Here is a 13,307-nt window from a genome sequence, read left to right as displayed (position 1 = left end):
AGATGACTTTATCTAAAAAGCAAGCTCAAAATCGAGCACAAATCCTAGATGCTATTTATTCTCATAATCGTATTTCTCGCATTGATATCGCTAAACTAACAGCCATTACCCCTGCCACAACTAGCGCTATCACTAATGAGCTACTTCAAGAAGAGTTTATTCAAGAAGTTGGAGAAGAACAATCCAATAAAGTTGGACGAAAAAAAATCCATTTACAAATTAAAGAAGGGGCTGCTTATTTTTTAGGAAGTGAATTATCAGAAAAATATTTTTCATTTGTAATAGCCGATAACTTAGGACATATCAAAGAACATACTATTTATAAACTTTCTACTGAACAAATTGCCTCTCAAGGGTTCGAAATATTTAAAGAAAAACTAATCGAATTATTGAATCGTTATAAGGATTATCAAATAAAAGCCATAGCCATCGCACTACCAGGACATTACGATCAAAATAAAGATATCGTCACAAACAATTCTTTATGGCAATGTTTTAATCTATCAGAAATCAAAAAATTAGTGAGTCTACCAGTCTATTTTGCCAATAATGTAGAAGGGATGGCCTTAAAAAAACGACTTTTTGATGTGGAAAAGAAAAATGATAATTATCTTTATTTCCATATTGGTAGAGGAATTAAATGCTCGTATATGTATGAAAGTCAAGTATTTAGCAAACAAAATATGCTTATCGGTGAGGTAGGACATGTGGTCGTTGATAAAGATGGTAGCCTCTGTGAATGTGGAAAAAAGGGCTGCCTACAAACTTTTATCAGTGAAAATTGGCTGATTAATCGTGCACAAATCCTTTACAATAATGATCAGGAAAGCTATTTAAAACGATTGCTTTCTACCAATCAAGACATCCAAGTTCAAACACTATTAACTGCTTTTGAACTTGGTGATAAGAGCATTCAAATTTTACTTGAACAAGCAATCCAAGCATTAAGTCAAGTTATACTTAACTTAAACTTAATCATTGATTTCCAATCGCTTTACATTCATAGCGAGCTATTCAATCATCCTGCAATGCAGCAAATATTACTTTCAAAATTAGCTATTGAACCAAATTTATTATTGAATCTCCCAAAATCACCAACTGTTATTTTCGAACCATATACACCACTTGATGGCGCAGTTGGAGCTGTAGCAACAGCTGTTCAAAAATGCTATTTATTATAAATCAAGTTTTAATGATAAAATTTCAGCTACTTCATACATTCCTTCTGCATATATGAAGTATCGTAGTTTAATATCTTCGTTAATAAAAAAACTACTAGCATAAAATACTAGTAGTTTTTTTATTATTATACCAATCATTCAGATTATAATGAATCAAATGCCACTGCATCGACGTCTTTTAAGCTAAATAACCAAGCTTTCATTTCATCATCTGCATTTAAATCATCTATATTTTCATTGATAGAAGAAATCACACCTGTTAAAGGACTTGCAAACTCACAAACAGCTTTTTCTGCCTCTACTTCAACAACAGGCGAACCCGCTTGTACTTTAGTTGCTACTTTAGGGAGTGAAGCAAAAGTTACAGCTCCTAAATCATCTTGTGCTTTTTTCGTAAGTCCCACACAGTATTCCTTACCATTATACAAAATCCATAAATCATCTTTATGTTTCAAGCATTGTTTTTCCATTATGCATCCAACCTTTCATAGACAGCCTCTTTATAACCGATGCTTACAAATACTCCGTCCTTTAGTAAAATAGGTCGCTTGATTAACATGCCATCTGTTGCTAATAACTCACAAGCTTCCTTCATACTTAGTGTATCGACTTTATCTTTTAAATGCAACTCTTTATACTTCATACCGCTAGTATTGAAGAAGCGGCGCATAGGCAATTCACTTTGTTCCATCCAATCTTGTAATTGGTTGGCTTTCGGTGGATTTTCCTTAATATCAATTAATTCAGGCATAATTCCCTTGTTTTCCAAATGCTTAACTGCTTTTTTACAAGTCGAGCACTTTGGATACCAATACAGTGTATACATCATTTATTCCTCCAAATGTGAATATAGATTTGTCGATTGATATCTCATAGATAAAATCAAACCAATCCCGATTAGATTGCTTAACAGCGCTGAACCCCCTTGACTAATAAAAGGTAAGGGAATCCCGGTTAAAGGCAAAAGTCCAATATTCGCACCAATATTTTCAAATACATGGAATAAAATCATCATGATAATTCCAGTAGAAATATAAGTATAAAACTCATTATTCGTATCAAAACAAACACGAATCATTTGATAAATCAACATAAAATAAAGCACAATCACTAGTGTACTACCGATAAAGCCAAAATTTTCACCAATCACTGAAAAAATCATGTCCGATTCACGAACCGCCACATAAACATCGCTCACATTAAACCCTTTACCAAACATGCCCCCTGAAGAAATCGCTGCAATAGATGAAGCTACTTGCCGCGAAGATCCTTGCAAGTCATGAAACGGATCGAGCCACGAATCAATACGGGCAAATTGATACGGTTTAAATCCAATGTGATATAAAACTTGGCGTCCAGTCTCAGATAGCACTAAAAAAATCAAGATACTACCTAAAATAAACATAAAAACAAAAACGGGGACAATAATCTTCCATGAAATCCCTGACATTAAAAATACGCCACTAAAAATCGCAAGGAATACTAACATGGTCCCAAAATCTTTTTGTAATAGTATTAAAATCAAAACAGGTAAAGTGACGGCTAGCATTTTTGCAATTAATTGTCCATCTGTGCGCAGGGTTCGCGTTCGATGCTGACCATTGTGTTTGGTAACGACTAATGCCAACATCAAGATATAGGCAATTTTCATTAATTCCGCCGGTTGCAAAGTAAAGTTACCAATAGAGAACCAGTTTTTCGAACCTGTCACCTCAGCAATGGAACGGTCATAAAACTGAAGCAAAAGTGCCATAACCAAAAGTCCCCCACCATATATTAACGGTGTTAACTTCCATAGTAACTTTACTTTGATATGCATGATAATAGCAATTGCCCCGATACCTAAGATATACCACAAAGTTTGAAGGCCAACTCCGCGGACAACATTTGGTTTGGCAGGGTCTTGTGACAAAGCAACATATAGTGACGTTAAGCCAATAATACATAAGATAAAGACCGGCAAAATAACAGCATAATCAATACGACCAGTTTGCTCAGATGTCCTTTTTCGAGTATTTTCCATTCACACGCTCTTTTCTAAATATATTTCTATTTTACTATTATAGTAATCTTCCTTTAGAATTGCAAAGTACAAATGATGAACTTTCAGAAAAATTTAACGTAAATTAGTATGGGAGTGGGAGTATTGGTTGGCGTGGACATTTAGAACACTTTTTGAAACCGATAAGCAAAAAAAAAAAAGCCCAGATTTCATTGCAACAACACTAATTGACAAAGAGCCAAAAATACTAGCAAAGCGATTCTCATCTGAAAACTTTGCTAGTATTTTTTTATACCATATATTCTTTAAACATTGCTTCGATTTTTTGCGCTTCTGCTTCCGAACGTGAAATGATGACTACTGTATCAAATCCTGCCAAAGAAGCGACTTTTTCTGGGATATCCATATCGTCCACTAAAGCACTAACCATTTGTGCACTATCCGGTTGCGTATGGATAATTGTCATAAACTGAACTCGATCCACTTTAGTAACCATCTCTTCAACCAACTGATGAAGATGCAAATTGTCTTCTTGTGTTTTCATCTCATCAACGGTAAAGAGTTTCAACTGCTTTTCGCCATTTTCCATAGTTGCCTTGATTACTTTTAAGTCATTTAAGTCTCGAGAAATCGTCGCCTGAGTAGCTGTAACGCCATGTTCTTTCAAATACTGTAACAACTCTTCTTGCGTACGAATGACATGGTTAGTCAAAATATCTACAATTAATTGATGACGCTGTTCTTTTTTCATGTTGACCTCCTCATTACATTTGATTTGGTGCATGTAAACCTAACAAGCGTAAATCTTCTTTTAACAAGACACTTACCGCATAAACAAGTGCTAATCTAGCCTGTTTTTGCTCATCTTCGGCTAATACTTTACTATGTGCATAATATTTATTGAAAGCTTGCGATAACTTAATCGCATGTTTGGCAATGACAGATGGTTCATAAGTATTCGCAGCTTGTAATACGACTTCTGGATAGCTTTGGATTAATTTGATTACTTCCCATGATTCTTCGTCGTTTAAGCTCAAATCACCGACATTTTCAACATCAAAGGCAGCTTTAGCTAACAAGCTTTGGCAACGTGCGTGGGTATATTGCACATAAGGACCCGTTTCCCCTTCAAAACGTACGACTTCTTCCAAAGCAAAGTCAAAATTATTCAAACGATCATTTTTCAAATCATGGAAAACAACAGCTCCCACACCGACTTGACGAGCGACTTCCTCTTTATTTTCTAATGTCGGATTCTTTTCGACAATTTGCGCTTTGGCTAATTCAATCGCTTCATTCAAGACTTCAGCTAGTAAGATTATTTTTCCTTTACGGGTAGACAATTTTTTACCATCTTTTGTAATCAAACCAAATGGCACATGATGCATATCCTCTGCCCAGTCAAAGCCCATTTCCTTCAATACAGCTTTTAATTGTTTAAAGTGGTTGCTTTGTTCATTACCCACAACGTAAAGTGATTGACCGAAATCATAAGTACGTTTGCGATATAAGGCCGCTGCTAAGTCACGCGTAATATATAAAGTCGCACCATCAGATTTGCGGATTAATGCTGGATTTAAATCATAAGCAGATAAATCGACAATTTCTGCCCCTTTATCTTCTTTTAATAGATGTTTTTCTTCTAACATGGTTACAACTTCAGCCATCTTATCATTGTAGAAAGCTTCTCCATTGAAAGAATCAAACTTCACTTCTAATAGGTCATAGATGTCGGTAAATTCTTTTAACGATTCATCGCGGAACCACTGCCATAATGCTAAAGCTTCTTCATCGCCATCTTCTAGTTTTTTAAACCAGGCACGTGCTTCATCTTCTAGTTCTGGTTGGGTTTCTGCTTTTTCGTGGAAGTCTACGTATAAGCGTAATAATTCAGCAATTGGATCTTTTTCCACGGCTTCTTGACTTCCCCAAAGTTTGTAAGCCACGATTAATTTACCGAATTGCGTTCCCCAGTCTCCTAAGTGGTTAATACGAACGGGTTGATAACCAATTTTTTCTAATAAGAAACCAATTGAATTGCCAATCACCGTTGAGCGTAAATGACCCATTGACATTGGTTTAGCAATATTTGGCGAAGACATATCAATAGGCACTTGTTTGTTTTGACCGATGTTTTGTGAACCGAAATTCGCTTTTTGCGTTAAAACTTCTTGTAAGACCTGACTAGATACTTGTGCTTTATCCATAAAGAAGTTTAGATAAGCACCCACTACTTCGACTTTTTCATAGCCTGTTGTATCTAATTGAGCCACTAAGTCTGTAGCGATTTGTTGCGGTGCTTTACGGAAAATTTTAGCTAATGAGAATACCGGAAACGCTACATCTCCATGTTCGGCATATTTCGGTTTTTCTAATAAATTTTCGATTTGTTCATAAGTTAAATGTTCACTCAATGCTTGATGCAAAGTTTTTGCGACAATTGCTTGGTTGTTCATCTCTTTTCCTCCTAATGTTTATCTGATATTTTTAGAACTCTGTAATAAAAAAGCCCTAGTGTCACGATTATACTAAACCATTAACACTAGAGACGAATTTCATTCCGCGGTACCACTCTACTTGTCCTCTTTATTAGGACCCACTTTTGCTGTAACGGTAGCTGCCGTATCTTTGTATCAAAGCGCGTTTCAATCTGTCTTACTTATCTGGCTTCCACCTTCCCAGACTCGCTAAAAGCAGAGTTAGATTTACTTTCTCTTTAAAGATATCCATATCGATTTGATTATAGCAAACCTCTATCTAAATTTCCACACCAAAAATGAAAATTCATGAAAATATCTGATGTGGTTTAGAAATGACTGGTACACTTACTTCAAAAATAAACTCACTATAAATGCAATAATTGCTAGTCCACCTTGTTTTAACAAAATCGATTTATCGCTTGAATAAGCCCCATAAGCTGCTACTAAAATAATGTAAACTAATAAAAAGCGCACCAATAATAGACCGTTTTGCACAAAAAATAAGCCACAAAGCAATCCTAAAGCAATCAAGCCATTATAGATTCCTTGGTTTTTAAATAGGGTTTGCACATTTTTATTTTGCAATTCTTGTACCGTCATCTTAAACGTTTGTGCTGTTTTGTCTGAAGTTGTTGAAAAAGTTTCCAAATACATAATATACAAAAATTCCAATGCCACTAAGACCACTAATACTTTAAACAAGATAAGCATTTTTAACATCCTTTCACACATTTTATTACCAAATTATCATAGCGAAACACGTAATCATTCGCAATTTTTCTGCCTACATTTTTGATACAATCATCAAAAAGGCATAGCTAGACATTATGACATCCGAGACTTTACAAGATACTTTCCGACCTTATGAAAAAAAGACACCCTAAAACTTTAGAGTGCCTTTCGTATGATTAAATAAAATTATTTAGCTAAGGCTTTTTTTGCTTCTTCCGCTAGTGCAGTAAATGCAGCAGCGTCAGTTACAGCAAGGTCAGCTAACATTTTGCGGTTGATTTCGATACCAGCCACTTTTAAGCCATGCATTAATTTAGAATAGCTTAATCCATTCATACGAGCTGCAGCGTTGATACGTGCAATCCATAATTTACGGAAATCGCGTTTTTTCTGACGACGATCGCGATATGCGTAGTTGTATGAATTCATTACTTGTTCTTTAGCTGTTTTGAATAATGTATGTTTTGAACCGTAATATCCTTTAGCTAATTTTAGCATTCTTTTACGGCGTTTACGAGTGACTGTTCCACCTTTAACACGTGCCATGTTTAATTCCTCCTAATATATATCCTTGAAATTTATTTACGAGTTGATTAACGCATTTGTGATAATTGTTGACGAATACGTTTGTAATCGCTTTTATGCACCATGCTAGCCTTACGTAATTGACGGCGTTGTTTTTTAGTTTTACCGTGGAAACGGTGGCTTGTGAATGCACGGAATCTCTTTAATCCGCCTTTACCAGTGCGTTTTACACGTTTTGCTAATCCGCGGTGTGTTTTTTGTTTAGGCATAACTAATTTCCTCCTCAAAAATCTTTCCAATCTGACTATCTACATTTTGTAGACCAAAGATGAATTATTTTTCGTTTTTAGGTGCAAGCACTAAGAACATGCTACGACCATCCATTTTCGCTTGTTGTTCCACACTAGCAATATCTTTTGTTTCTTCAGCCAAGCGATCCAAAACCTTCTGACCAATTTCTTTGTGAGTAATGGCACGGCCTTTAAAACGAATTGACGCTTTAACCTTGTCCCCTTTTTCTAGGAACTTACGTGCATTACGCAATTTTGTATTGAAGTCATTTAAATCAATCGTTGGACTTAAACGAACCTCTTTCACATTGATCACTTTTTGTTTCTTACGGGCTTCGCGTTCTTTCTTTTGTTGTTCAAAACGGAATTTCCCGTAATCCATAATGCGAGCAACAGGTGGTTTTGCATTTGGTGCCACTAGTACTACGTCAAGATTGGTTTGTTCAGCAATCTTCAGTGCTTCTGCTTTACTCTTAACCCCTAATTGTTCTCCGTCTTGATCAATTAAACGTAATTCACGTGCACGAATGCCGTCGTTTACCATCATATCCTTTGCTATGGTCATTCACCTCCAGGTTTATTTGCCAGAATGAAAGTAGACACAAAAAAACGAGTCCATACTGAACCCGCGCTAAAAGTAAAAAGTCCTTCTAAAAAACTTTTCAACCTATCAGCCCGGCAAGAATATCACCAAGGCGAGAAGCGCGTGCCTCTACTTTCTTTTCTTAACTATTGAATCATATCGCATTTTGAAAATGAAGTCAAGGATTTTCAGCAAAAAACTCAAAAAATTTTATCTAACCTTGCTTCTTTGCTTACTGTTCTTCCATTTCATTAATCAAGTAGGCATTTCTCGTTGTGTGACGTAAAAATGCCTACTGTTAGACTGAATACTATTATTATTGACCAAACTCTGTCTCATATTATCAACAATCGCATCATAAGTAATTTCAAATTTTGGATTTTGATAAATTTCTTCAATCTGTTTGGCAACCTTTGCTACATCATCCATATTGTTAAAATCATAATCCAGTGCATTAATGCGTAACTTTTCAGAATAATGATAATTCTCAAACCATTCTCGATAGCGTAAATGAGCTTCTTGATAATATTCATATAAAAATGGATGAGTCATAATATATTCTTTGACTTTTGGTACTTGATAAATGCGATCGATCATATCATGAAACGGTAAATCAAGGAAAAGGAAAATTTGTGAAGCCTCATTTGAACGATCGAGTGGAATTTCACTTAATCGTTTATTGATCCGTGCAAAATAATCTTCTGCTTCTTCCTGGTCTAAAAATCCTAAATCAGCGCTAATTTTCATCCGCAAAACATCTTCATATACAGAACGATCAAATACGGTATATGGCTCGGTTATCGCCTCACCTATTTGTTTCATCCGTTCCATTAAGAAGTCTTCATCGTAGCTGCAAGAAATAGTCCCCTTTGCTTTGTCATAAAGTGGGTTATCCGTTTGACGCGACTCTACAATATGCGCTTTACTATGAAAATACTTGGCTAAATTTTTGGCTAATGTTGTCTTACCTGATGAGTAGACCCCTGATACAATAATCACTATTTCCCCTCGCTTTTTTAAAAATTTTTATTTCCTCTCCCCACATTCTCTAGTTAGACAATCATTAAGAAAATACTAAAGAATGACTTTTACACAAAAAATCTAACAAATTAGTTTAAACTTTGCAACTTTTTTCTTATAATATGCAAGGAACCTTTTTTTGTAAATAGAAGTTTTGTCAGATTGCGAGGATTCAATGAAAAAAATAGGAAATGGTCATGCCACAGGAAAAATTATCTTAATTGGTGAACACTCAGTTGTTTACGGAAAAAAAGCCATCGCCTTCCCGTTTGCTGGCGTTGGTATTCATACCTTGGTTCAAGCAAATCCCACTGTACATATCCAATCAAAATATTTTAATGGAACGCTAGATGAGATGAAGCAAGTCACAAGTATGCATAATCTCGTCTCGTTAATAGAAGTGCTAAAAAAAGATTTAGAACTGCCTAATTTTTGTTTGAACATCAAGAGCACCATCCCAGCAGAACGTGGCATGGGATCTTCAGCAGCGGTGGCCGTCAGTATCATTCGTGCAATTTTCGATTGGCAAGCTTTACCACTAGATGAAAAAAAATTGCTAAAATATGTCGATTACTCAGAACAAATTGCCCACGATAATCCAAGTGGCATTGACGCAGTGGCAACAAGTGGCACACAGCCTATCCTATTTGAGAAAAGCCAACCATTTGAGACCTTCCAACTCAATGTTGATGCCTATCTTTTAGTTGCAGATACTGGAATTAAAGGACAAACAAGACAAGCTGTGAAGGATGTCGCAAATTTAGTGCAGCAAAAAGGTGCTAGTATTCGTCATATTATCGATCAACTCGGTGATTTAACCCTAGAAGCCAAAACTGCTATTGTCGAAAATCAAGCGGAAAAACTCGGACAAATCATGACCGCTAGCCATCGCCTCTTACAAAAACTCACTGTCAGCAATCACACCCTAGACCAAGCAGTTGAATTAGCTTTAAATCATCATGCTTTAGGGGCTAAATTAACAGGTGGCGGTCGCGGGGGTTGTTTGATTGTTTTAGCCAAAGATTTACAAAATGCAAGATTTATTCAAGAGAAATTAATCAGTTATGGTATGAAGCGTACCTGGTTACAAGGATTAGGAGTTTATCAAAATGTATAAAGGAAAAGCAAGAGCTCACACGAATATTGCCCTCATCAAATATTGGGGAAAAGCAGATGAAACAATCATTCTTCCTAAAAATAATAGTCTCTCACTTACTTTAGATGCTTTTTACACAGAGACGTCCGTTTGCTTTGACAAATCTTTAACAGCAGATCGTTTTACCCTTGATGGCGTATTACAAGATGAAAAAGCTACTCAAAAAGTCAGCAAATTTTTAGATTTATTTAGACAAAAAGCCAACTGTACCTCTTTTGCCAAAGTCGAAAGCATCAATCATGTGCCTACTGCTGCGGGACTGGCTTCTTCAGCAAGTGGCTTATGCGCTTTAGCCGGCGCCTGCAATCAAGCATTAGGTCTTGGCTTATCGCAAAAAGAGCTATCAAAAATAGCACGCAAAGGCTCAGGTTCGGCGTGTCGCAGTGTTTACGGCGGCTTTGTGGAATGGGAAAAAGGCTATGACGATGATAGTTCCTATGCCGCACCTATTGACTCAGCCGGATTTGAAGATGAATTAGCTATGATTTTTATCGTAGTGAATCAAAAACAAAAGAAAGTTTCTAGTCGTGATGGGATGAAATCAACCGTTGAAACTTCAGGCTTTTATCCTGTATGGTTACAAGAAGCTCCTAAAGATTTACAAGCTATCAAACAAGCTATTTACGCAAAAGATTTTACCAAGCTTGGCCAAATCACTGAAGCCAATGCCTTAAAGATGCATGCCTGTACACTAGCTGCAGTGCCACCATTTACCTATTGGAATGCTGAAAGTATGCTAGCCATGGATGCTGTACGGGATCTTAGAGAATCTGGACTTGAGTGCTATTTTACAATGGATGCAGGTCCTAATGTGAAAGTCCTTTGCCAAAAAAAAGATGAAGCGGCTATTTTTGCTGAATTAAGCAAACAATTCCGTAACGAACAATTAATTATTGCCCACGCCGGAGTAGGGATTGAATATTTAGAAATGGAAGTGTCGAAATGATAGAAGTATCCGCGCCAGGGAAGCTATATATTGCTGGAGAGTATGCCGTTGTGGAAGTCGGTCATCCTGCCATTATCGTTGCTGTAGACCAATTTATTACCGTAACCATCAATCAAGCAGTCGGAACCAAAGGAAGTATCCAATCAGAACAATATAGTGACTTGCCGATTCGCTGGTTTAGAAGAAAAGGTGAACTAGTCCTTGATCATCGCGAAAATCCCTTCCACTATATTTTAGCTGCCATTCGCTTAACAGAAAAATATGCGAAAGAAAAAGGTCATCACCTAAGTTTTTATGATATGAAAGTAACCAGTGAGTTGGATAATTCAAATGGTCGCAAATACGGCTTAGGTTCAAGTGGCGCAGTGACTGTTGCTACTGTGAAAGCTTTAAATGAATATTACCAACTTGGCTTAGATTTAATGACCCAATTCAAATTAGCTGCCTTAGCTCATTTAGATGTTCAAGGAAATGGTTCCTGTGGGGATATTGCCGCAAGTTGCTTTGGTGGTTGGATTGCTTTTTCTACCTTTGACCATCCATGGGTGATTGAAAACTTTGGTCGCTTATCGATAGCTCAATTAGTCGAACAAGATTGGCCTGGGCTGAGCATTCGTCCACTTAAAGCGCCAAAAGCATTACGCCTATTAATCGGTTGGACAGGAAGCCCTGCGTCTACCTCAGATTTAGTAGACCAAGTACATCAGTCAAAAAAAGCAAAAGAACAAGTCTATCAACAATTCTTAGTCGCAAGTAAAGCCTGTGTTGAGCAAATGATTTTGGGCTTTGAAACACAAAATGTTACTTTGATTAAAGAAATGATTTCAAAAAACCGCCAATTATTAAATGAACTATCTGCAATGACCGGTGTATTAATTGAAACACCTGCCCTAAAGTTACTTTGTGATTTAGCTGAAAACTATGGAGGCGCTAGTAAATCCTCTGGTGCCGGTGGTGGTGATTGCGGGATTGTCATTGTGGACCAAAAGACAGGAATTTTACCTTTGATGAGCGCATGGGAAAAAGCTGAAATCACTCCATTGCCACTACATGTATATACCAAGGAGGAAAAAAATGAATCGTAAAGACGAACACATTTCACTTGCTAAAGCCTTTCACGATGAACGTAAAAATGATTTTGATGCCATACGAATTATCCACCATTCTTTTCCTGAATGTCGTGTGGCAGACGTCTCCATTCGTTCTGAACTCATGGGTAAAAAACTTGCTACCCCATTTTTTATCAATGCAATGACTGGTGGTAGCGAAAAAACCAAAGAGATCAATCAAAAATTAGCCATTATTGCACGTGAAACAGATTTAATGCTTGCCACTGGTTCGGTCACAGCAGCCTTAAAAGATCCTTCATTAATAGATTCTTTTAGTATCGTACGTAAAGAAAACCCCAACGGCCTGATTTTAGCCAATATTGGGGCTGGAAATAATGTAGAAGATGCCAAAAGAGCCGTAGATATGCTCGAAGCGGATGGGCTACAAATCCACGTCAACGCGCCGCAAGAACTCGTGATGCCAGAAGGAGACCGCGATTTTACTAGTTGGTTAACCAATATTGAACAAATTGTCAAAGAAGTGGATGTCCCTGTCATTGTTAAAGAAGTAGGATTTGGTATGACACGAGAAACGATGCATCAAATTTTGGACCTTGGTGTAAAAATTATTGATGTCGGTGGTAATGGTGGGACAAGCTTTACAAAAATCGAAAACGCGCGTCGAAAAAAACGCGAACTTTCTTATCTTGATCACTACGGTCAGTCTACGGTTATTTCCTTACTTGAAGCATATGAAATGAAACGTATTTTTGAAATTGTAGCCTCAGGTGGGATTCGCAATGCTTATGATATCTTTAAGTGCTTATGTTTAGGCGCTAAAGCAGTCGGCATCTCTGGTACGATATTAAATTCGCTGTTAACGGATGGACTGGATGAAACCATTGAACTGATTTATCAATGGAAGCGTGAATTAGTCATGCTTTATACCATGACCGGCAAGACTTCTACAAAAGAATTAAAAAAAGTACCGATTTTCTTGACCGGTATCCCTAAAAACTGGTGTGAAGCACGACAAATAGACCTTTCACATTATAGTATTCATTAATGAGGTTACTGTATAAGCAACATCCCATAGTTCTATTCAATTAAGATTCCAGCTGAATAGAGCTATGGTCTTTTTTTGCCCATCTAAGGCTGTTTTACAACCATTTAGCGTGAACTACTCACCACTTAGCTAAACCTAACGGTTCTTAACGCTTGAAGTGGGAGCTTCTTGGGAATAGAGCATACTTGATAGCTTATTTCTTCACTAACAGCGGTTTCTCTTATTTACCAAGCTATCCCCGTAGTTCCTACGGTTTTTTGATTGTGCCTAAGCTGAA

General features: G+C 36.9%; 15 protein-coding genes. 5 read left to right on the top strand and 10 right to left on the bottom strand.

Annotated features, from left to right (window positions below):
- Positions 1-2 precede the first annotated feature (2 nt).
- Positions 3-1,181, top strand: a complete 1,179-nt coding sequence (locus I567_RS05965) for an ROK family transcriptional regulator (protein WP_016251349.1) — start codon at positions 3-5, stop codon at positions 1,179-1,181.
- 143 nt (positions 1,182-1,324) lie between these two features.
- Here the strand turns inward: I567_RS05965 and I567_RS05960 are convergent, their stop codons facing one another.
- The 10 genes from I567_RS05960 to I567_RS05915 all read right to left on the bottom strand — a co-directional run bounded on the left by I567_RS05960 (position 1,325) and on the right by I567_RS05915 (position 8,792).
- Positions 1,325-1,651, bottom strand: coding sequence for a glycine cleavage system protein H (locus I567_RS05960; protein WP_016251348.1), 327 nt, complete (start codon positions 1,649-1,651; stop codon positions 1,325-1,327).
- Positions 1,651-2,007 carry an arsenate reductase family protein gene (locus tag I567_RS05955; protein ID WP_018345340.1) on the bottom strand — a complete coding sequence of 119 codons (357 nt, stop codon included), beginning with the start codon at positions 2,005-2,007 and terminating at the stop codon, positions 1,651-1,653. The genes I567_RS05960 and I567_RS05955 overlap by 1 nt, the downstream gene beginning before the upstream one ends.
- A gap of 3 nt (positions 2,008-2,010) precedes the next feature.
- A complete protein-coding gene (locus I567_RS05950) occupies positions 2,011-3,204 on the bottom strand; it encodes an FtsW/RodA/SpoVE family cell cycle protein (RefSeq protein WP_016251346.1) in 1,194 nt (397 codons plus the stop codon).
- A 268-nt stretch (positions 3,205-3,472) separates the two neighbouring features.
- Entirely contained in the window at positions 3,473-3,934 is a 462-nt protein-coding gene (locus tag I567_RS05945; RefSeq protein ID WP_016251345.1) for an arginine repressor, read from the bottom strand.
- Between the two features lie 13 nt (positions 3,935-3,947).
- A complete protein-coding gene (argS, locus tag I567_RS05940) occupies positions 3,948-5,639 on the bottom strand; it encodes an arginine--tRNA ligase (protein WP_016251344.1) in 1,692 nt (563 codons plus the stop codon).
- A gap of 369 nt (positions 5,640-6,008) precedes the next feature.
- On the bottom strand, positions 6,009-6,374 hold the full coding sequence (locus I567_RS05935) for a DUF1304 domain-containing protein (RefSeq protein ID WP_016251343.1): 366 nt from the start codon (positions 6,372-6,374) through the stop codon (positions 6,009-6,011).
- Positions 6,375-6,581: 207 nt separating this feature from the next.
- Positions 6,582-6,941, bottom strand: coding sequence for a 50S ribosomal protein L20 (gene rplT, locus I567_RS05930; protein WP_016251342.1), 360 nt, complete (start codon positions 6,939-6,941; stop codon positions 6,582-6,584).
- A 47-nt stretch (positions 6,942-6,988) separates the two neighbouring features.
- Positions 6,989-7,189 (bottom strand): 50S ribosomal protein L35, encoded by a 201-nt coding sequence (gene rpmI / locus I567_RS05925; protein WP_016251341.1) that lies wholly within the window; start codon positions 7,187-7,189, stop codon positions 6,989-6,991.
- 64 nt (positions 7,190-7,253) lie between these two features.
- A complete protein-coding gene (infC, locus tag I567_RS05920; protein WP_016251340.1) occupies positions 7,254-7,775 on the bottom strand; it encodes a translation initiation factor IF-3 in 522 nt (173 codons plus the stop codon).
- Between the two features lie 273 nt (positions 7,776-8,048).
- The gene (locus I567_RS05915; protein ID WP_016251339.1) at positions 8,049-8,792 is read right to left on the bottom strand and encodes a deoxynucleoside kinase; all 744 of its coding nucleotides are present in this window, start codon (positions 8,790-8,792) and stop codon (positions 8,049-8,051) included.
- A gap of 196 nt (positions 8,793-8,988) precedes the next feature.
- On the opposite strand from I567_RS05915, the gene mvk reads away from it, so the two are divergent.
- From mvk to fni, 4 genes are read left to right on the top strand one after another with little or no spacing between them, the layout of a single operon-like run.
- The gene (gene mvk / locus I567_RS05910) at positions 8,989-9,930 is read left to right on the top strand and encodes a mevalonate kinase (RefSeq protein WP_016251338.1); all 942 of its coding nucleotides are present in this window, start codon (positions 8,989-8,991) and stop codon (positions 9,928-9,930) included.
- Positions 9,923-10,915, top strand: coding sequence for a diphosphomevalonate decarboxylase (gene mvaD / locus I567_RS05905; RefSeq protein WP_016251337.1), 993 nt, complete (start codon positions 9,923-9,925; stop codon positions 10,913-10,915). Before mvk ends, mvaD begins: the two co-directional genes overlap by 8 nt.
- Positions 10,912-12,000: a phosphomevalonate kinase gene (locus I567_RS05900; protein ID WP_016251336.1), complete on the top strand. Its 1,089-nt coding sequence runs from the start codon at positions 10,912-10,914 to the stop codon at positions 11,998-12,000. Before mvaD ends, I567_RS05900 begins: the two co-directional genes overlap by 4 nt.
- A complete protein-coding gene (gene fni / locus I567_RS05895; RefSeq protein ID WP_016251335.1) occupies positions 11,990-13,030 on the top strand; it encodes a type 2 isopentenyl-diphosphate Delta-isomerase in 1,041 nt (346 codons plus the stop codon). The genes I567_RS05900 and fni overlap by 11 nt, the downstream gene beginning before the upstream one ends.
- The last annotated feature ends 277 nt before the right edge of the window (positions 13,031-13,307 follow it).

Source organism: Enterococcus cecorum DSM 20682 = ATCC 43198, assembly GCF_000407565.1.
Taxonomy (GTDB): domain Bacteria; phylum Bacillota; class Bacilli; order Lactobacillales; family Enterococcaceae; genus Enterococcus_E; species Enterococcus_E cecorum.
The sequence above is the reverse complement of the archived record's forward strand: the minus strand, read 5'-3'. Positions and strand labels throughout refer to the sequence as shown.

What these genes read in the sequence shown, in the direction of transcription:
- I567_RS05960 (WP_016251348.1), bottom strand. Translation starts at nt 1,651, where the DNA reads ATGGAAAAACAATGCTTGAAACATAAAGATGATTTATGGATTTTGTAT.
- rpmI (WP_016251341.1), bottom strand. Translation starts at nt 7,189, where the DNA reads ATGCCTAAACAAAAAACACACCGCGGATTAGCAAAACGTGTAAAACGC.
- rplT (WP_016251342.1), bottom strand. Translation starts at nt 6,941, where the DNA reads ATGGCACGTGTTAAAGGTGGAACAGTCACTCGTAAACGCCGTAAAAGA.
- argS (WP_016251344.1), bottom strand. Translation starts at nt 5,639, where the DNA reads ATGAACAACCAAGCAATTGTCGCAAAAACTTTGCATCAAGCATTGAGT.
- I567_RS05955 (WP_018345340.1), bottom strand. Translation starts at nt 2,007, where the DNA reads ATGTATACACTGTATTGGTATCCAAAGTGCTCGACTTGTAAAAAAGCA.
- mvaD (WP_016251337.1), top strand. Translation starts at nt 9,923, where the DNA reads ATGTATAAAGGAAAAGCAAGAGCTCACACGAATATTGCCCTCATCAAA.
- I567_RS05945 (WP_016251345.1), bottom strand. Translation starts at nt 3,934, where the DNA reads ATGAAAAAAGAACAGCGTCATCAATTAATTGTAGATATTTTGACTAAC.
- infC (WP_016251340.1), bottom strand. Translation starts at nt 7,775, where the DNA reads ATGACCATAGCAAAGGATATGATGGTAAACGACGGCATTCGTGCACGT.
- I567_RS05935 (WP_016251343.1), bottom strand. Translation starts at nt 6,374, where the DNA reads ATGCTTATCTTGTTTAAAGTATTAGTGGTCTTAGTGGCATTGGAATTT.
- I567_RS05900 (WP_016251336.1), top strand. Translation starts at nt 10,912, where the DNA reads ATGATAGAAGTATCCGCGCCAGGGAAGCTATATATTGCTGGAGAGTAT.
- I567_RS05965 (WP_016251349.1), top strand. Translation starts at nt 3, where the DNA reads ATGACTTTATCTAAAAAGCAAGCTCAAAATCGAGCACAAATCCTAGAT.
- I567_RS05950 (WP_016251346.1), bottom strand. Translation starts at nt 3,204, where the DNA reads ATGGAAAATACTCGAAAAAGGACATCTGAGCAAACTGGTCGTATTGAT.
- mvk (WP_016251338.1), top strand. Translation starts at nt 8,989, where the DNA reads ATGAAAAAAATAGGAAATGGTCATGCCACAGGAAAAATTATCTTAATT.
- fni (WP_016251335.1), top strand. Translation starts at nt 11,990, where the DNA reads ATGAATCGTAAAGACGAACACATTTCACTTGCTAAAGCCTTTCACGAT.